Consider the following 17,279-nt stretch of genomic DNA (forward strand, 5'->3'; position numbering starts at 1 on the left):
GCCGGTCGCTTGGACACCGAGTTGCAGAAATCCGTTGTCATGGGCTTGCTCCCCTCCGCGTTGGCTCCGGCAGTTCACCGGCTTCAAGCATCAGGCGGGATACCTGCTCATCGCTGAGCTGGGAAAAATCCCGGTACCAGGCGCCAATGGCCCAGAATGAAGTCGGCTGCATGGGGCACACAATGCGGTCGGCCAGGTGCGCAAAGCGCGCCAGTGCGGATGGCGGAGCCACCGGAACTGCGATCACCAGCTCAGCGGGATGTTGTTCACGGATGGCCAGTGCCGCGACGGCCATGGTCGCGCCCGTGGCGATACCGTCGTCTACGAGGATAACCCGGCGATTTTCCAGTGATGGCCAGGGGCGATCGCCGCGGTACCGGCTTGCTCGCCGCTCCAGTTCCGCGCGCTCCAGCTGTGTCTCGCGCGCAAGTGCCTCGTCAGAGATGCCGCAGTTGCGGATGACCTCCTCATTCAGCACGCGCGCACTGTGGGTGATGGCACCCATCGCCAGCTCCTCGTGGCCGGGAACCCCCAGTTTGCGCACCAGCATCAGATCCAGCGGTGCGTGCAGATGGCGCGCGACTTCCAGTGCTACCGGCACGCCGCCACGGGGCAAAGCCAGGACAATCACATCCCCATGGCCGCTTTGGTCGCGATAGTCGGCGAGTAATTGTGCGAGCTGGCGTCCGGCCTCGCTACGGTTTTCAAAGGGCTCCATAGTGCTTCGCCCCCGCGATCAGTGACACCCAATAACCCTAGGTTAGCCAAGCTGACACGCATTTCCGCGTGGCCGATTGGTCTCGTCAGGAATTCAGGGACAAAAAAAAGGCCGCGGCTGGTAACCGCGGCCTGTTGTTCGGGCGTCTTCCCGGAGGTCTGTGGTCAGATCTGCACCACGACGTAGACTTCCCGGCCGTCGCGCTGGGTGGGCATGAAATAGTGGCCGCCGTAGCGGTAGTACTGAACCCCATTGATCACCTCAGCGGTGTATCCCACCGGCAATGTGTCGACCACTTGTCCGGGGCTATAGCCCGGCTGTGTGGTTCCGGCAATCGGGCCGGTGCTCGCTACTGTGGCCACGCCGGCGGGCGGCGGCACCACCACATAGCGGCTCATGCGCGGCTGCCACTGGTAGTAGGCGTCGCCGTACTGGTAGTAAGTGAAGCCACCAATTTGTACCTGGATTGCGCTGGCTGGCAGGGTGACCACGGACGCCCCCAGCGGCGCTGAGACAACGACATAGCCGGTCGGTGCCGGGCGATAGTAGTAGCCGCCGTGGTAGTAGTAAGGATTACCGGCCACCGCCATGTTGATATAACCGGCGGGCAGAATGGGCACGGTAAAGCCGATCCCAAAGCGCGGCCCGCGGAAGCGGGGGCCCCAGTAACCGTGTCGATGGCCGTAGCCGTGATGATGTCCATGGCCGTGATGATATCCACGGGCCTCTGCAGGCTTGGCAAAGGCAAAAGACAGCAGGGTGAGCAACCCGGCAGCAAACAGAATAACTTTTGCAGTTTTTTTCATTGCGCGTCCTTCCCCAAAACAGTCCCCTTCACGATATATACCTCCGCAGCGAAGCGAGCACTTACATTGTGCAAATAGTAACCGCTTCCAGCGGACAGTTCTATGCTGCTGAGCGCATTGGGCGTAAAGAATTGTCAGCCCATCTCAAACGATAGCGGGTGACCGGTGGGGCAGGGTTGACCGGAGCGTGCGCTCCGGTCTGGGGAGGGCAGTTCAGGCTTGCCGGTTGCGCTGGACGATGCCCATCAGCTTGTACAGCAGGTGCGCGGCGCCAAACTCATAGGCGTGGAAGCCTTCGATGGGGGCGAACTCCAGCAGGTCAAAACCGATGATTTCGCGCTGTTTCGCCACAGACTCAAACAGATTCAGGGTCTGGTACCAGCCCAGTCCGCCGGGCACCGGGGTGCCGGTAGACGGGAACACGGAGGGATCCATGCCGTCGATGTCGAGGGTGAAGAACACCTTGCTGGGGAAGTTCTCCGGCAGCTCGAAAGACTGCACCTGGGTGGGCACCAGCTGGTGGGCATCCAGGTAGCCGACGTTGTACTGCTTGCGCGCGTCCATCTCTTCTTCGCAGTAGGCGCGGATCCCGAGCTGGAACAGCGGGATGCCGGCTTCACAGACCAGACGCATGACGCTGGCGTGGCTGTGCTTATGGCCCTCGTAGCGGTCGCGCAGGTCGGCGTGGGCGTCTATCTGCACCACGCCGAAGTCGGTGATGCCTGCGTCCAGATAGCCTTTGATGATGCCCCAGGTGACGGAGTGCTCGCCGCCTATGCCCACGGGCATTTTGCCCATGGCCAGGATTTCGCGGGTGGCGCTGGCGATATTTTCCATTACCTGCTCCGCCGGGCCGCTGACATCCACAGCTTCGCGGGTATAGATGCCGAGCTCGCAGGGGGAGGAGAAGTTGTCGAAGGTCTCCAGCTGGTGGGAGGCTTCGATAATCGCGGCCGGGCCCTTGCCGGTGCCTCCGCCATAAGAGACGGTTTCCTCGTAGGGAATTGGCAGGATGTGGAACAGGGCGTCTTCGGGCTTCGGTTGTTCGATTTCGGAGCCCAGGAAAATGTTGGGGTCTTCGGTGTGCATGGTCATGTCTCTGGTGCTGTGGTCAGGCCGCGTTAGTGGCCCTGATTGACCTTGTGTGGCGGCCGAGCACCGGGTATTTGTTTTCAAAACCGCTGTGAATACATCCCTGTACGCTGCGTCGGCGACGTCCCTGTCGCCGACGCTTTTGAAAACAAATACCCGGCACTCGGCCTTCGCCTTATGTTCCGGTACTTCGTAGCTGAATGGAAACTGCCTAACGAAGTGCTGAACTTAAAAATGAAGGGAAAGTACCGGGTGCGGGTTTACAGGATCGTCGCAAACAGGATGTTTGCGCCGAAACGCCCAGGGATGGGTTCACAGTGGTCCTGAAAACCCGCACCCGGTGCTTTCCCGCCACCGCGCTCGCGATCAAGCGAGAAGCGGCGGACTAGCAATAAATCAGGAAAGACGACTCTTGAAGTCCTCGTAACCAAACTCTTTGATCATCCGGAGTTCGTCAGTATCGGAATTCCACAGTGCAATCGACGGCAATGGAATGCCGTTGAACGTGTTGGTCTTGACCATGGTGTAATAGGCCATTTCCTCAAACACAATCCGGTCGCCAATTTTCAGCGGCTCGGCAAAGCTGTACTCGCCGATCCGGTCGCCAGCCAGGCAGCTCTGGCCGCCCAGCTGATAGCTGTGGGGCAACTCTTCCGGCAGCGACGCGCCGGTAATTTCCGGGCGGTAGGGCATCTCAATGACATCCGGCATATGACAGGTGGCGGAGACGTCGAGAATGGCCTGGTTTTTTCCATTCCACGCCAGATCCACCACCTCGCCCACCAGCACGCCACAGAACAGTGCCACCGCTTCACCCGGTTCCAGATAAACCTGTACGCTGTGCTTTTCCGAAAACGCCTTTACCGCACTGATCAGCTCTTCCACCTGATAATCACAGCGGGTGATATGGTGGCCGCCGCCGAAATTGATCCACTCCATCTGCGGAAACAGATCGCCAAACTTCTCTTCCACCGCCTTGATCGTGCGTTCCAGGGGCTTGAAATCCTGTTCACATAAAGTGTGGAAGTGCAGGCCGCTGATTCCTTCAAGGCTCTCGCCTTCAAACAGCGAGCGCACGATGCCGAGGCGCGAGCAGGGCGCGCAGGGATCGTAGATCGGGGTGTGGCCCTCGGAGTGTTCCGGGTTGATCCGCAGGCCGAACCGCAGCTCCGGGCGCTTTTTCTGCGCTTCCATACACAGGGATTTGTAGCGCTTCCACTGCGAGAACGAATTGAAAATGACGTGATGGGCAAATTCCAGGATGTCCTTCAGTTCCTGCTCTTTGTAGCCGGCGCTGAATACGTGTACTTCCTTGCCGAGATCCTTGCCACCGTACTCCTCGAATCCCAGGCGTGCTTCGTTGATACCGCTGGCACAGGTACCGGTCAGGTACTCGGCAACGATATGGCCGATGCTGAACATGGAAAAGGCCTTCAGGGCCGCCAGAACCTTGGCGCCACTGCGTTTTTGCACATCGGCGAGGACTTCGAGGTTATCGCGCAATGCAATTTCATCGACCACAAAACAGGGTGTGGGCACACGGCTGGGATCGAAGTCACCGAAATAGTCTTTGCGAGGAGTCAGGTCCATAAGGGTTTTCTTGCTGCTTCAATTGGCAAAAATCCCGGGCCTTGCGGCCCGGGATTGGCGATCTTAGACGAAGGGCTTGTCGAGCCAGGTTTCCTGCCAGGGCAGGCCGTACTTGTTGAGGTCGTCCATAAAGGGGTCTGGATCCATCTGCTCCATGTTCCACACGCCCGGCTTCATCCACTTGCCTTCCATCATCATCTTGGCGCCGATCATCGCCGGCACACCAGTGGTGTAGGAAATTGCCTGTGACTGGACTTCCTTGAAGCACTCCTGATGGTCGCAGATGTTGTACACGTAGTAGATCTTCTCTACACCGTCTTTCACACCCTTGATGATGTTGCCGATACAGGTCTTGCCCTTGGTCAGCGGGCCGAGGCTCGCCGGATCCGGCAGCAGCGCCTTGAGGAACTGGATCGGAACAATCTGCTGTCCCTGGAACTCGATCGGCTCGATACTGGTCAGGCCCACGTTCTGCAAGACTTCCAGGTGCTTCAGGTAGCTGGCGCCGAAGGTCATCCAGAAGCGCGCACGCTCGATTTCCGGGTAGTGCTTGGACAGGGATTCCAGTTCTTCGTGGTACAACAGGTACAGGTCTTTTTCACCGATGCCTTCGGGGAATTCGAAAACCCGCTTTTCTTCCATCGGCTTGGTGGTTACCCACTGGCCGTTTTCCCAGTAGCGGCCGTTGGCGGTAATTTCGCGGATGTTGATTTCCGGGTTGAAATTGGTCGCAAACGGCAGGCCGTGATCGCCGGCATTACAGTCGAGGATATCCAGGGTCTTGATGGTGTCGAAGTGGTGCTTTTTCGCATAGGCGGTAAACACGCTGGTGACACCGGGGTCGAAGCCGCTTCCGAGCAGTGCCATCAGGCCGGCTTTCTCAAATTTCTCCTGGTAGGCCCACTGCCACTTGTACTCGAACTTGGCCTCTTCCGGCGGCTCGTAGTTGGCGGTATCCAGGTAGTGCACGCCAGTCTCCAGGCACGCATCCATGATGTGCAGATCCTGGTAGGGCAGCGCGACGTTGATGACCATGTCGGGCTTGACCTTCTCGATCAGCGCGACCATTTCGCTCACGTTGTCGGCATCGACTTCCGCGGTGTTGATCTTGCGCGGCAGCATATCTGCGATTTTGTCGCATTTGGACTTGGTGCGGCTGGCGAGGGTGATGTTCTCGAACACTTCTTCAACCTGCGCACATTTGTGCGCAACCACCTGACCGACGCCGCCGGCGCCTACTATCAGAACATTGGCCATTATTTTCTCCCTATCTTGGGTGGTTGTGGGGGCTGGGTACCCACTTATTGAATGTGTGGCGGATTCTTTGCCGGGGTTGTTTGCGCAGTTTCTCGCAGACAACCCCGGTGCTCTGCCGCCACTGAACCGGCTTTAAACCAGGGCCGGGTCAGCTACGAGCTAATCACTTCTCGAAATAGGTATAACCACTCATGCTCGCAGTGTACGTGTGCAGAATCTGCTTGCGCTGCTGTGCGGTGATACGACCTTCCTTCACGGCACCTTCCGCGAGCTTGCGGAAACGCTCGAACAGATCCTGAGGCGAGTACTCAACATAACTCAGGACATCGGCAATACTGTCGCCGTGAATTTCACGGCTGTAATCCACACGCCCGTTGTCCTCGATGCGCACACTTACCACGTTGGTATCGCCGAACAAATTGTGCAGGTCACCCAGTGTCTCCTGATACGCACCGACCAGGAAAGTTCCGAGAATATATTCCTCGCCATCTTTCAGCTGGTGCAGCGGCAAGGTCTTGCGCACGTCCTGGCGATCGATGAAGCGATCGATTTTACCATCGCAGTCGCAGGTAATATCCGCAATGATCGCCGAGCGTGTCGGTGCTTCATCGAGGCGGTGTACCGGCACCAGCGGGAACAGCTGATCAATGGCCCAGATGTCTGGCAGTGACTGAAACACGCTCATGTTGGCGTAGTAAATGTCAGACAGTACTTCCGGCAGTGCCTGCAAATCTATTGGCACCTGATCCACTTCATCCAGCATTTTGCGAATCTTCTGCGCACACTGCAAAAACAGGTTTTCTGCCAGCGCGCGATCGCGCAGGCTCACCTGGCCGTGCAGGTACAGGGCGCGAATTTCATCGCGGTAATACAGCGCGTCATTGTAGCTTTCCTGCAGGTTTCTCGCGGTTACACTGTTCAGTGCATCCTGCAGGTTTTTCAGCATCGGGTGAGAATCTTCTCCGATGCGGCCTTCCTCGAGTTCGATCGGTTCGAAACTGGTCGTGTCCAGAATGTTGAACAGCAGCACCGAGGAATACGCTACGGTGGCGCGCCCGGACTCGGTAATGATGACCGGATGCTCCACGCCCTCACTGTCCAGCGTGCCCATGATAGCTTCCACTACGTCCACACAGTACTCGTCGAGGGAGTAGTTTTTGGAGTGGGTGTAGTTGGTCTTGGAACCGTCATAGTCCACCGCCAGACCGCCGCCGAGATCCAGGTAGCCCATGGCTGCGCCTTCTTCGACCAGATCCGCATAGTAGCGGCAGGCCTCCAGCACGCCGGTGCGGATATCGCGGATATTCGGCACCTGCGAGCCCAGGTGGTAGTGCAGCAGCTTGAGGCAGTGCAGCATGTTGTGATCGCGCAGCTTGTCGACCATGGCGATCAGGTCGTTACTGCCGAGACCGAAAATACTGCGATCGCCACTGGTGGCATTCCAGTAGCCGCCGACCTTGCTGGCGAGTTTTACCCGCACGCCGATATTCGGTTCCACTTTCTCGCGCTCGGCGCAGTGGATGATGGTGTCCACTTCAGACGGGGTTTCCACCACGAAGAATACCTGCACACCAAGGCGCTGGGCCTGCAGGCCGAGGTTGATGAACTCTTCGTCTTTATACCCGTTGCAAACGATCAGCGCTTCGGTGTTGTCGAGAATCGACAGGGCGGCGATCAGTTCCGCCTTGCTGCCGGCTTCCAGGCCGTGACCAAACTGGCGGCCGGCCTTGGCGATCTCCTCGATCACCTGGCACTGCTGGTTCACCTTGATTGGAAACACGCCGCGGAATTTATTGCGATAGCCGCAGCGCTCGATGGCACTGCGGAACGAATTGTTGATGCGTGCAACCTGTGCGTCGAGCAGGTTCTCAAAACGCACCAGCAGCGGCATACCCAGTCCGCGCTCGGTCGCGCCGTGGGCGATATCCAGCAGTGAAACGGCATGGGTTTCACCGGCTTCATTTTTTACCTCAACAGTAATCTCGCCGGACTGATTCAAGTTGAAATAACCGGCACCCCAGTTGCGGATGCCGTAAAGTTCTGCGGAGTCTTCGCAGGTCCAGTTTTCGATCTGTTGCTGTTTCATGGCGCCTCGTTAATGGGCTGGAGAACTGTTGGTTTACAGGGGCGCGAATCTTGGGGCCAACGTTTATTGAAAGCAATAACTATAGAAAAGAAAAATAGCTTTTTTAGCGGGAAAAAATTAAATTTTTGTTCGGTTTTTTTGTCGCAATTTTTCATGTTCGCGCCCGTGCATCGCGTGGCAATAGATATAACAGGGTAACGTATAGGGTCTAAAAATAAAAAAGGCGACTCAGAAGGAGTCGCCTGGGGCAAGTAACCGAATAATACTTCGGTTCACTGGAAGATTTTAAAGCCTGACTGGTGCCTAGTGCCTGGTGCTTTCGTAACGCTCAATAAAAACCGGGGTTGGCCACTACCCGGTAACCGCCGCGGTGGTGATCCCAGCGGTAGTAGGTGTCATAGGCCACGAAGTAGTTGAGGCCGCCAAAGCTGACACTGACCGCAGTGCCGGGCAGGTTGTGGATAATCGCGCCAATCGGTGCTTGCGATACCACGTAGCCCGGGCCGTAAGGGCGATAGAAGATCCCGTCACTGAAGTAGTAGCCCAAGCCGCCAAACGACAGGCTGATGTAAGAGCTGGGCAGGCGCTTCCAGTGGTAGCCATAGTGGTAGTGGGCCGGGCGCCAGCGGTGCTTGTGCGGCCGGTGTACCGGGCGGTAGGGCCCGTGGTGTCCGCGGCCATGGCCATGGCTGTAGCGATCGCCGTGGTGCCGGTCACCGCGATATTTGTGACCGCGATCCCGGTCCCCATGATAGTCGCGACGGTCGCGCTGATCCTGATGATCATAGCGGCGTCGTTTCTCGTTGTGGTGATCCTTCTTGCCGTGATCGCGGTGCTGCTGGACATGCTTGTAGTCGCGATCACCGCGGTGGTGGCGATCATCGCGGTCTGCCAGGGCGGGGCCTGCGGTAAGCAGCAGGCCGGCTGTGGCAAGGGCAGTAATCAGTGTTTTCATGGTCGCTCTCCACGGCCGCCGGGGCGGCTTCTGTGTATTCTCTCGGAACTTGGGGGCCAGTTTGCCCGGCTTTCACTGAATCTTTCCTGAACCCGAAGAGAAAACTTCCCCAAAAACCGAAGTTGACCAATGTTTCCCGATTTGTCGTGGTCAGGGGTGAGGGGTAAGATGCCGCGCGAGTAAACTTCTGGCGGATTCCCGGTAATGCAAGTCTTTCACCACGTGGCCAGCCTGCGCGAGGCGCTGGCGGAGGCCCGTCGCGATGGCAAGACCATCGGTTTTGTGCCCACCATGGGCAATCTCCACGACGCCCACATCGAGCTGGTCAAACTGGCCCAGCAGTCCTGCGATGTCGTCGTGGTGTCGATCTTCGTCAACCGCCTGCAATTTGGCCTCAACGAAGACTGGGACAAGTATCCGCGCACCATGGAGCAGGACATGGCGCGCCTGCGCGCGGCCAACTGTGACTACCTGTTCCACCCCGACGAGAGCGAGATCTACCCCAACGGCATGGATCAGCAGACCCGCGTGGTCTGCCCGGCGATGACCGATGTGCTGTGCGGCGCGAGCCGTCCGGGCCACTTTGAAGGGGTGACCACGGTGGTCTCCAAGCTGTTCAACATCGTGCAGCCTGACAAGGCGGTGTTCGGTATCAAGGACTTCCAGCAGCTGGCGGTGATCCGCCGCATGGTGGAAGACCTGTGTATCCCGGTGGAAATCGTCGCCGCGCCGGTGCACCGCGAGGCGGACGGCCTGGCGATGAGTTCACGCAACGGTTACCTGACCGAGGAAGAGCGACCGAAGGTGGCGATCCTGAACCAGTCGCTGAACTGGGCGCGAGAGGCGATCGAAAACGGCCGTCGCGACTTTGTTGCGCTGGAAGATGAAGCCAAGGCGCGTATCGAGCAGGCGGGCTTCAAGGTGGATTACTTCTCCATCTGCAACAGCCGCGACCTGCAGCCGGCCGCGCACGATGATCGCGAAATTACCCTGCTGGGCGCGATGTACACCAGCGGCGCGCGCCTGATCGACAATGTTTCCCTGTCGATGTAACCACAGCGCCATTTCGATATGGATGGCCGAGCCGGCTTGATTCATTGCGGTTGCAGCTCAGGCAGGCTCGGCAGCTTTGCTGCCACCGGGGCTACAGGTTTGCAGTAAGGGAACCCCGAAACCCGGGCCCAACCTTGTAGCCCAGTATTGTGGCTCAGTGGCCATCCGCCTACCATGACCCGATCAAGGTAGGAAGCCGCAGTCGAATCATGTCATCCCTGACACAACCCAAAACCAACGTGCCGCTCAACTGGGATCAGTTGCTGAAAAGCGGATGCCGTATCTTTATCGGCTCACACGCCGCTGTGCCGGATGCGCTGATGGCAGATCTGATCGCCAACAGCCGCGGGCTCAACGATATCCAGGTCACCCAGGTGTTCACCCTGTCCGACAACGTCTGGGCCGACCGCAAATACGCCGAGCTGTTTACCATAAATGCGCTCTACATCGGCGGTACTGCCATTCGCAATGCCGTTGCCGAAGGGCGTGCGGATTACACTCCGACGTTCCTCTCCGAAGTGCCCAAACTGTTCAGCGACCATGTGCTGCCCCTGGACGCTGCGCTGATCATGGTCAGCCCGCCGGATGAGCTGGGCTATTGCTCCCTTGGTGTGAGTGTCGATGTGGTTTCCGCGGCGGTGAAAAACGCCACCACCGTGATTGCGCAGGTTAATCCGGCCATGCCCCGCACCAGTGGCCACAGTTTCATCCACCGCGATCAGATCCACGCCTGGATGACTGCAGAAGCGCCCATCCCGGAGTCGCCGCCACCGGAAATGGATCAGGCGGTGGAGCAGATCGGCCAGTATGTGTCGCTGCTGGTGGAGAATGGTGCAACCCTGCAGATTGGCATGGGCAAAGTCCACGATGCGGTATTGCGTTACCTGGGAAACCACAGGGATCTGGGGGTGCACTCCGAGATGATTTCCGACGGTGTCGCGCGCCTGATGAAAAGCGGGGTGATCAACAACCGCAAGAAAACCTTCCACACCGGAAAAACCATCGCCAGTTACTGCATGGGCTCCAAAATGCTGTACGACTTTGTCGACGGCAATCCCCATGTAGAGCTGTACCCCGCGGAGCATGTGAGTTCGCCGGTCAAAATTGCCCGCAATGACAAAATGGTTGCGATCAACAGCGCCATTGAAGTCGACCTGACCGGGCAGGTTGTTTCCGATTCTATCGGCCGGCTGCTGTACAGCGGCATCGGCGGCCAGGTGGACTTCATCCGCGGCGCTGCGCTGAGCAAGGGGGGGAAACCGATCATCGCACTGCCGTCCACCGCGCGCGACAAGGATGGCAAATTGATTTCCCGCATCGTTGCCTCGCTAACGCCCGGCAGCGGCGTGGTGACCTCGCGCGCGCACGTGCATTACGTTGTCACCGAGTACGGCATTGCCTCGCTGCGTGGAAAGAGCGTGCGCGAGCGCACACTTGAGATGATTCGCATCGCCCACCCGGATTTTCGCCGCGAGTTATTGGAAACCGTGCGGGAGTTTTACTGGGTGCCGGAATATCAGGCGCAGGCGCCCACCTCGGTGCCGGAACTGGGAGCGGTGGAGCAGAAGCGCTACACGTTTGGCGGTATCCGCTACACATTGCGCCCGCTGCGCCCTGCCGACGAGCGCCGGCTGCAGGAATTTTTCTACACCCACAACAAAGAAACCCTGATGATGCGTTACAACCACCACGTAACGCAGATGTCGCGGGAGAAATCCTGCAGCCTGGTGAGTGTTGACCAGCAACGTGACCTGGCCCTGTGTTTCATCGACAACGATGGCGGGCGCGAAGTGATTCAGGGGGTGGGGCGTTACTATTTTTACGAGGCGGATAACAGCTGCGAAGTCGCATTTGTGATCAAGGAAAGTCGTCGCGGCAAGGGTATTGCCACCACGCTGCTGAAAGAAATGGAACTCATCGCGCGCAAGCGCGGTATCGGTAAAATGTTTGCCTGCGTGCGCCGGGATAACAAACCGATGCTCACGGTATTTGAAAATAACGGCTTCGTTGCCCGCCCGGGCGATAGCCTGGACGAACTCTATCTCGAACTCGATTTGCGTGGCGATGGAAAGGCGCAAGGCCAGTAGGCTGTCGCAGCCGGCAGTGCAGACAAGAACAGGGAATAATTATGTCGACCGTAGGATTTTTCACGAGCCCGGCCTGCAGCCTGCACGATATGGGGGATGAGCACCCGGAGTGCCCGGCGCGCCTGGATGCGATCCAGGATCAGCTGATCAGCAGCGGCCTGGAGTTTGTACTGCGCCATTTCGAGGCCCCGCAGGCAACCCGCGCGCAACTGGAGCGGGTGCATACGCCTGAGTACGTCGAGTCCATTTTCGCGCGCAGTCCTCGCCACGGCCTGGAAATCCTGGATGAGGATACCCGCATGTGCCCGCACAGCCTGGAAGCGGCCCTGCATGCGGCCGGTGCGGCGGTGGAGGCTGTGGATAAAGTGATTGCCGGTGAAGTGAACTCGGCCTTCTGTTCAGTGCGCCCGCCCGGGCATCACGCAGAAATGGGCAGGGCCATGGGCTTTTGCCTGTTCAACAACATTGCCATTGGCGCCGCCCATGCCCGATCCGCACATGGCCTCGAGCGCGTTGCGATCCTGGATTTCGATGTGCACCACGGCAACGGTACGGAAGATTTTGTCGCCGGTCGCGATGGCTACCTGCTGTGCTCCAGTTTTCAGGCGCCGCTCTATCCGTTCACCGGTACCGGCGAGGTGCCGGGCAATATCGTCAACACACCGCTGGAGGCGGGGGCGAATGGCGACGCACTGCGCGCGCTGGTAGAGACGGACTGGTTGCCCGCACTGGAGGCCTTCCGCCCGCAGATGCTGTTTATCTCCGCAGGGTTTGACGGCCATCTGGAGGATCACATGGCGCAGCTGCGCTTTCGTGAGGACGACTATCGCTGGGTGACTGAAAAACTGCGGGAATTTGCCGAGCGCCACTGCGAGGGCCGTATTGTGTCGGCGCTCGAGGGGGGATACGCGCTCTCGGCGCTGGGGCGCAGTGTGGTTGCGCACCTGAACGGATTGATCGGCAGCTGAATACGGACTTGCCGTATCCAGCCGTCAGCATCGGTAGCGCAATCAGTCTTCGTAAATCGCGTAGAACTTCTTCACGCTGCCGATGGTTTCCCAGGTGCCGGTGAAGCCCGCGGGGATACAGAAGGCGTCGCCGGCGGTAACCGTCTCACTGCTGCCCTCGGCGTCGGTGATGATGGCTTCGCCCTCTATGATGTAGCAGAACTCATCCTCGCTGTAAGTGAGTGTCCACTTGCCGGCATCCGACGACCAGACGCCACAGAAAAAATTGCCTTTGCTATTCGTGAAAAAATGCTCGGTGAGCTGTTGTGGCATGCCGGCCAGCACCTTTTCCGGGGCGACAGGCCCCGCTTCTCTCTCCCCCTGACCCTCGCGGATACGCAGTAATTTTGCCGTCATAATCGCAACTCCTGAAAATGTGATCACGTTTTTCCTGTTGTGGGTATTGTGCATGGGCGCGGGAAAAAAGGCACGGTATTCCAGTTGCCGGGTGGGAATCGCGAAAGCGGGCAGGCTATGATGGTGTGAAAGGAGTGGTGACAGCGTTGTCATCCAGTTGCTGCCAGTGGTATAACTGATCGGGAAATGGGTGGTCATAATTCCCCCCGTACCGTGTGCCGATCACTGATCCGGGCGTTGCCCGGCGGTTCAGCCCTCAGCGATGGGCGGCACGCGCACCCCTGATAATTCTAATAAGGGAGAAAAAAATGTCTGAAGTGCATATCCATCCGGTGCCGCAAGCGTTTGCCGCCGAAGCCCTGGTCACCGCTGATGACTACCAGCGCATGTATCGCCAGTCGGTGGAAGACCCGCAGGCGTTCTGGTCGCAGCAAGCCAACGATTTCCTGCAGTGGGACAAGCCGTTTACCCGCGTCTGTGAAGAAGACCTGAAGAAAGGCCATGCGGCCTGGTTTGCCGATGGCGAACTGAATGTCACGGTCAACTGTATTGACCGCCACCTGCCCGCGCGCGCCAACCAGACCGCTTTTATCTGGGAGGGCGACGATCCGGCGGACAGCAAAGCCATTACCTACGGCGAGCTGCACGGGCACGTCTGCCGCCTGGCGAACCTGCTCAAGGCGCGCGGCGTCAACAAGGGCGACCGGGTGTGCATCTACATGCCGATGATTCCGGAGGCGGCCTACGCCATGCTGGCGTGTGCGCGCATTGGTGCCGTGCACTCGGTGGTATTCGGCGGTTTCTCTCCCGACTCGCTCAAAGACCGCATTCTCGACTCCGACTGCCGCCTGGTGATCACCTCCGACGAAGGCGTGCGCGGTGGACGCAAGGTGCCGCTGAAGGCGAATGTCGACAAGGCACTGGCCAGCTGTCCCGACGTGCACACCGCGATAGTGGTCAAGCGCACCGGCGCCAACATCGACTGGGACAGCAAGCGGGACATCTGGTACGCGGAATCCGTGGCCGAGCAGAGCGCCGACTGCGCGCCTGAATCGATGAATGCCGAAGACCCGCTGTTTATCCTCTACACCTCCGGCTCCACCGGCAAGCCCAAGGGCGTACTGCACACGACCGCGGGCTACCTGCTCATGTCCACCATGACGTTCAAATACGCCTTCGATTACAAGGAAGGCGATATTTTCTGGTGTACCGCGGATGTGGGCTGGATTACCGGCCACAGCTATATCGTGTACGGCCCCCTGTGCGCGGGAGCGACCTCGCTGATGTTTGAAGGTGTGCCCACCTACCCGGATGCGTCCCGCTGCTGGCAGGTTGTGGAGAAGCACAAGGTCAATATTTTCTACACCGCGCCGACGGCAATCCGGGCGCTGATGGGTGCCGGTGATGATTTCGTTACCCGGTGTGACCGCAGCTCACTGAAATTGCTCGGCACCGTGGGTGAACCGATCAACCCGGAAGCGTGGGAGTGGTACTTCAAGGTCGTGGGTGAAGAACGCTGCCCGATTGTGGACACCTGGTGGCAGACCGAGACCGGTGCGCACCTGATCACCCCGCTGCCCGGTGCCACTGACCTCAAACCCGGTTCCGCGACCCGTCCATTCTTCGGCGTACAGCCGGCGCTGCTGGATGACAAGGGCCAGGAAATCGAAGGCGAAGGGGAGGGAGCTCTGGTCATGAAGGCCAGCTGGCCGAGTATGATCCGCAGTGTCTTCGGTGATCACCAGCGCATGATCGATACCTACTTCTCCACCTTCCCCGGTTACTACTTCACCGGTGACGGTGCCCGCCGCGATGCCGATGGCTACTACTGGATCACCGGCCGTATCGACGATGTGCTGAACGTTTCCGGCCACCGCCTGGGTACCGCGGAAATCGAAAGCGCCATCGTGCTGCATGAAGATACCGCTGAGGCGGCGGTGGTGGGATACCCGCACGACATCAAGGGACAGGGCATCTACTGCTATGTCACCCTGAAAAACGGGCGCGAGCCGTCAGAGGCGCTGCGCAAGGAACTGATTGACCTGTGCGTGCAGGAAATCGGCCCGATTGCCAAGCCGGACATCATCCAGTGGGCGCCCAGCCTGCCGAAAACCCGCTCAGGCAAGATCATGCGCCGTATCCTGCGCAAGATTGCCTGCAACGAACTGGATTCCCTTGGCGATACTTCCACGCTTGCCGACCCGGCTGTTGTCGATGACCTGATCGATCATCGCGCCAATCGCTGAGTGCGGGAGCACTGAAGAAGCCGGGCATAAGCCCGGCTTCTTTGTTTTTGCAGCGTATAACTGCGAACTCCTGATGCAGACAAACAGCCGATCCGGTGATTAAATGTTCTCTTTCCGCCAGGTGTTGGTGTTGAATAGACCGTTCCACTGACGATACAGGAAGTGTCATGCAGAAAATTCTCGTCATCCTCGACAAGCCCAAGCACGAACAGATCGCGCTGCGTCGCGCGCTGGAGCTGGCAAGTAAAGAAGCGGTGCAGCTGCACCTGGTCAGTTTTGTTTACGAACCAATTCAATGGATGCCGTTTGTACAGGATCCTGCCAATGATATTTCCGCGCGAATCCGCGCTGAACGGGAGAACTGGCTGGAATCCTTGCAACAGGACAGCGAGTTGCCGGACGGTACCACCAGTGAAGTGGTGTGGCATCCGGATATCCCTTCCTGGATCCTCGATTTTCTCGAAGACAATACCTTTGCAATGGTGGTTAAGACCGCCCAGAAACAGTTTGGCAAAGGCGGCTTTGGCTCGATCGACTGGCGGCTGATTGAAAGCCTGTCGGTGCCCCTGTGGCTGGCGGTCAACACCCACTGGCTAAAACGGGATCGCATCGTGGCGGCGATGGATCCGGCGGTGAGCAACGCGCTGCATGTGGAGCTGAACCACCGGGTTCTCAAGCTTGGCGGGACAATGGCACAGGCGCTGGGAGCTGAATTCGAGGCGGTGGCGTGTATGCCGGTGCCCGATATGGTCGCCGATCTGGACGCCTTCCGCGAACAGACCGGTACGCTGATGGGGGCGCTGGACAAGGTCATCGCCGAGAGCGGCGTCGCCTGTAAAAAGACCCATTTTGTCACCGGCAAGCCGGCGGTCGAGGTCAACCGGGTGGTGGATCGCAACAAGGCGCGGCTGATCATGGTTGGGCGCGGCGTGCGCAAGGGCGCCCGCGGTTTTGTGCTGGGCAATACAGCAGAGCGTATTCTCGGCCGCTCCAATACCGATGTACTGGTCGTCCCCTGATTTGCCGGCAGGCAGCCCCGGAATCAATCGGCAAAAAGCTTAAAACTAAAATTGCACGCGGCGGAAACGCAACAGTGTGGTGAAGGAACACAGCGGTGAATGAGCAGCAGTATCTTTGCGAGCATTATCGATTTAATGCCGAACAGCGTTTGAAGGGGTTCAACTTTTTTGTAGTGCTGTCGATGTTTGCCGATGGCGGCGTGTTTACCGCGGTGGAAAAAGGATTCCACCCGTTCATTTTGTTTCTCGTTGGTGGATTCGTGGTCATCGTCTCGGCCGTTTTCTGGCTGGTGGACACCCGCAGCCGCCAGCTTCTCAGCCTGTCGGTACCGGGGCTCAAGGCGCTGGAACAGGGGTTCTCGGCACCAGCGCGCCTGTTCACCCTCGACAGCGGCAGCCACGGCCGCATCGTGCGCTATACCTTTGCCATTCGCGCCCTGATCCTCGGCCAGTTTCTGTTTGGAACCGGCGTGGTTGTCTATGGGCTCCTGCGCCTCCTGGGCCTGACCTGACTCCTCCCCGGGGGACTCTATACTGATTTCCTTGGGAAGCCGGAAAAAGTGAGAGAAAGTCGAGATGCTGGATCACATAGGCCTGATTGTGCACGACTACCAGCGCAGCAAAGCGTTTTACCAGGCGGCGCTGGCGCCACTCGGCTACGAGCTGGTCATGGAAATGGCGGAGTGGGCCGGGTTCGGTTGGGGAGACAAGCCGGATCTCCTGATCAAGGGCGGATCCAGTACCAAACCTGCCGTTCACATCGCGTTTCGCGCTGAAGACCGGGAAACGGTGCACACCTTTTATAAAGCTGCCCTGCAAGCCGGGGGCAAGGATAATGGCGCGCCCGGCTTACGGCCGGAATACCACGACAGCTACTACAGTGCTGTGGTACTCGACCCAGACGGGCACAACCTCGAGGTGGTATGCCACATTCCCGAAGATGCTTTTGAATAGCCCTGGAAGCTGTGTGCGGGTTTTGTTCTATCCGCTACCTGTGCCTATCTAC

15 protein-coding genes are annotated in these 17,279 nt (G+C 58.7%); 7 read left to right on the forward strand and 8 right to left on the reverse strand.

Translation table 11 applies throughout. The features are described 5' to 3' along the window. Positions 1 to 37: 37 nt before the first annotated feature. The 7 genes from ACNKU7_RS13255 to ACNKU7_RS13285 form a co-directional block, all read right to left on the reverse strand. Positions 38 to 718 (reverse strand): phosphoribosyltransferase, encoded by a 681-nt coding sequence (locus ACNKU7_RS13255; protein WP_418297465.1) that lies wholly within the window; start codon positions 716 to 718, stop codon positions 38 to 40. 164 nt (positions 719 to 882) lie between these two features. Further along, positions 883 to 1,524, reverse strand: a complete 642-nt coding sequence (locus ACNKU7_RS13260; RefSeq protein ID WP_418297466.1) for a DUF6515 family protein — start codon at positions 1,522 to 1,524, stop codon at positions 883 to 885. A 213-nt stretch (positions 1,525 to 1,737) separates the two neighbouring features. Next, positions 1,738 to 2,613 carry an agmatinase gene (speB, locus tag ACNKU7_RS13265; RefSeq protein WP_418297467.1) on the reverse strand — a complete coding sequence of 292 codons (876 nt, stop codon included), beginning with the start codon at positions 2,611 to 2,613 and terminating at the stop codon, positions 1,738 to 1,740. A 399-nt stretch (positions 2,614 to 3,012) separates the two neighbouring features. Further along, positions 3,013 to 4,206: a carboxynorspermidine decarboxylase gene (nspC, locus tag ACNKU7_RS13270; RefSeq protein WP_418297468.1), complete on the reverse strand. Its 1,194-nt coding sequence runs from the start codon at positions 4,204 to 4,206 to the stop codon at positions 3,013 to 3,015. A gap of 63 nt (positions 4,207 to 4,269) precedes the next feature. Beyond that, a complete protein-coding gene (locus ACNKU7_RS13275) occupies positions 4,270 to 5,463 on the reverse strand; it encodes a saccharopine dehydrogenase family protein (protein WP_418297469.1) in 1,194 nt (397 codons plus the stop codon). A 163-nt stretch (positions 5,464 to 5,626) separates the two neighbouring features. Beyond that, complete coding sequence (speA, locus tag ACNKU7_RS13280; protein WP_418297470.1) at positions 5,627 to 7,549, reverse strand: biosynthetic arginine decarboxylase; 1,923 nt, start codon at positions 7,547 to 7,549, stop codon at positions 5,627 to 5,629. A gap of 328 nt (positions 7,550 to 7,877) precedes the next feature. Next, the gene (locus ACNKU7_RS13285) at positions 7,878 to 8,504 is read right to left on the reverse strand and encodes a DUF6515 family protein (protein ID WP_418297471.1); all 627 of its coding nucleotides are present in this window, start codon (positions 8,502 to 8,504) and stop codon (positions 7,878 to 7,880) included. Between the two features lie 204 nt (positions 8,505 to 8,708). On the opposite strand from ACNKU7_RS13285, the gene panC reads away from it, so the two are divergent. The 3 genes from panC (at position 8,709) to ACNKU7_RS13300 (ending at position 12,612) form a co-directional block, all read left to right on the forward strand. Next, positions 8,709 to 9,557 (forward strand): pantoate--beta-alanine ligase, encoded by an 849-nt coding sequence (gene panC, locus ACNKU7_RS13290; RefSeq protein WP_418297472.1) that lies wholly within the window; start codon positions 8,709 to 8,711, stop codon positions 9,555 to 9,557. A gap of 209 nt (positions 9,558 to 9,766) precedes the next feature. Further along, on the forward strand, positions 9,767 to 11,644 hold the full coding sequence (locus ACNKU7_RS13295; RefSeq protein ID WP_418297473.1) for a GNAT family N-acetyltransferase: 1,878 nt from the start codon (positions 9,767 to 9,769) through the stop codon (positions 11,642 to 11,644). Between the two features lie 41 nt (positions 11,645 to 11,685). Next, positions 11,686 to 12,612 carry a histone deacetylase family protein gene (locus tag ACNKU7_RS13300; RefSeq protein ID WP_418297474.1) on the forward strand — a complete coding sequence of 309 codons (927 nt, stop codon included), beginning with the start codon at positions 11,686 to 11,688 and terminating at the stop codon, positions 12,610 to 12,612. Positions 12,613 to 12,654: 42 nt separating this feature from the next. Here the strand turns inward: ACNKU7_RS13300 and ACNKU7_RS13305 are convergent, their stop codons facing one another. Continuing rightward, entirely contained in the window at positions 12,655 to 13,206 is a 552-nt protein-coding gene (locus tag ACNKU7_RS13305; protein WP_418297475.1) for a cupin domain-containing protein, read from the reverse strand. Between the two features lie 110 nt (positions 13,207 to 13,316). Here ACNKU7_RS13305 and acs point away from each other — a divergent pair, with 110 nt between their 5' ends. The 4 genes from acs to ACNKU7_RS13325 all read left to right on the forward strand — a co-directional run bounded on the left by acs (position 13,317) and on the right by ACNKU7_RS13325 (position 17,227). Beyond that, complete coding sequence (acs, locus tag ACNKU7_RS13310) at positions 13,317 to 15,254, forward strand: acetate--CoA ligase (RefSeq protein ID WP_418297476.1); 1,938 nt, start codon at positions 13,317 to 13,319, stop codon at positions 15,252 to 15,254. 167 nt (positions 15,255 to 15,421) lie between these two features. Then, on the forward strand, positions 15,422 to 16,273 hold the full coding sequence (locus tag ACNKU7_RS13315) for a universal stress protein (protein ID WP_418297477.1): 852 nt from the start codon (positions 15,422 to 15,424) through the stop codon (positions 16,271 to 16,273). 95 nt (positions 16,274 to 16,368) lie between these two features. Then, a complete protein-coding gene (locus ACNKU7_RS13320) occupies positions 16,369 to 16,785 on the forward strand; it encodes a hypothetical protein (RefSeq protein WP_418297478.1) in 417 nt (138 codons plus the stop codon). A gap of 64 nt (positions 16,786 to 16,849) precedes the next feature. Further along, on the forward strand, positions 16,850 to 17,227 hold the full coding sequence (locus ACNKU7_RS13325) for a VOC family protein (protein ID WP_418297479.1): 378 nt from the start codon (positions 16,850 to 16,852) through the stop codon (positions 17,225 to 17,227). The last annotated feature ends 52 nt before the right edge of the window (positions 17,228 to 17,279 follow it).

The sequence above is a fragment of the Microbulbifer weihaiensis genome (assembly GCF_048323715.1).
In the GTDB taxonomy this organism is placed as follows: Bacteria; Pseudomonadota; Gammaproteobacteria; order Pseudomonadales; family Cellvibrionaceae; genus Microbulbifer.

Excerpts from the sequence above, each read along its gene's own strand:
- ACNKU7_RS13260 (WP_418297466.1), bottom strand. The coding sequence starts at position 1,524 with ATGAAAAAAACTGCAAAAGTTATTCTGTTTGCTGCCGGGTTGCTCACC.
- ACNKU7_RS13285 (WP_418297471.1), bottom strand. The coding sequence starts at position 8,504 with ATGAAAACACTGATTACTGCCCTTGCCACAGCCGGCCTGCTGCTTACC.
- nspC (WP_418297468.1), bottom strand. The coding sequence starts at position 4,206 with ATGGACCTGACTCCTCGCAAAGACTATTTCGGTGACTTCGATCCCAGC.
- speA (WP_418297470.1), bottom strand. The coding sequence starts at position 7,549 with ATGAAACAGCAACAGATCGAAAACTGGACCTGCGAAGACTCCGCAGAA.
- ACNKU7_RS13300 (WP_418297474.1), top strand. The coding sequence starts at position 11,686 with ATGTCGACCGTAGGATTTTTCACGAGCCCGGCCTGCAGCCTGCACGAT.
- ACNKU7_RS13325 (WP_418297479.1), top strand. The coding sequence starts at position 16,850 with ATGCTGGATCACATAGGCCTGATTGTGCACGACTACCAGCGCAGCAAA.
- ACNKU7_RS13255 (WP_418297465.1), bottom strand. The coding sequence starts at position 718 with ATGGAGCCCTTTGAAAACCGTAGCGAGGCCGGACGCCAGCTCGCACAA.
- ACNKU7_RS13305 (WP_418297475.1), bottom strand. The coding sequence starts at position 13,206 with ATGACCACCCATTTCCCGATCAGTTATACCACTGGCAGCAACTGGATG.
- acs (WP_418297476.1), top strand. The coding sequence starts at position 13,317 with ATGTCTGAAGTGCATATCCATCCGGTGCCGCAAGCGTTTGCCGCCGAA.
- ACNKU7_RS13315 (WP_418297477.1), top strand. The coding sequence starts at position 15,422 with ATGCAGAAAATTCTCGTCATCCTCGACAAGCCCAAGCACGAACAGATC.
- panC (WP_418297472.1), top strand. The coding sequence starts at position 8,709 with ATGCAAGTCTTTCACCACGTGGCCAGCCTGCGCGAGGCGCTGGCGGAG.
- ACNKU7_RS13295 (WP_418297473.1), top strand. The coding sequence starts at position 9,767 with ATGTCATCCCTGACACAACCCAAAACCAACGTGCCGCTCAACTGGGAT.
- speB (WP_418297467.1), bottom strand. The coding sequence starts at position 2,613 with ATGCACACCGAAGACCCCAACATTTTCCTGGGCTCCGAAATCGAACAA.
- ACNKU7_RS13275 (WP_418297469.1), bottom strand. The coding sequence starts at position 5,463 with ATGGCCAATGTTCTGATAGTAGGCGCCGGCGGCGTCGGTCAGGTGGTT.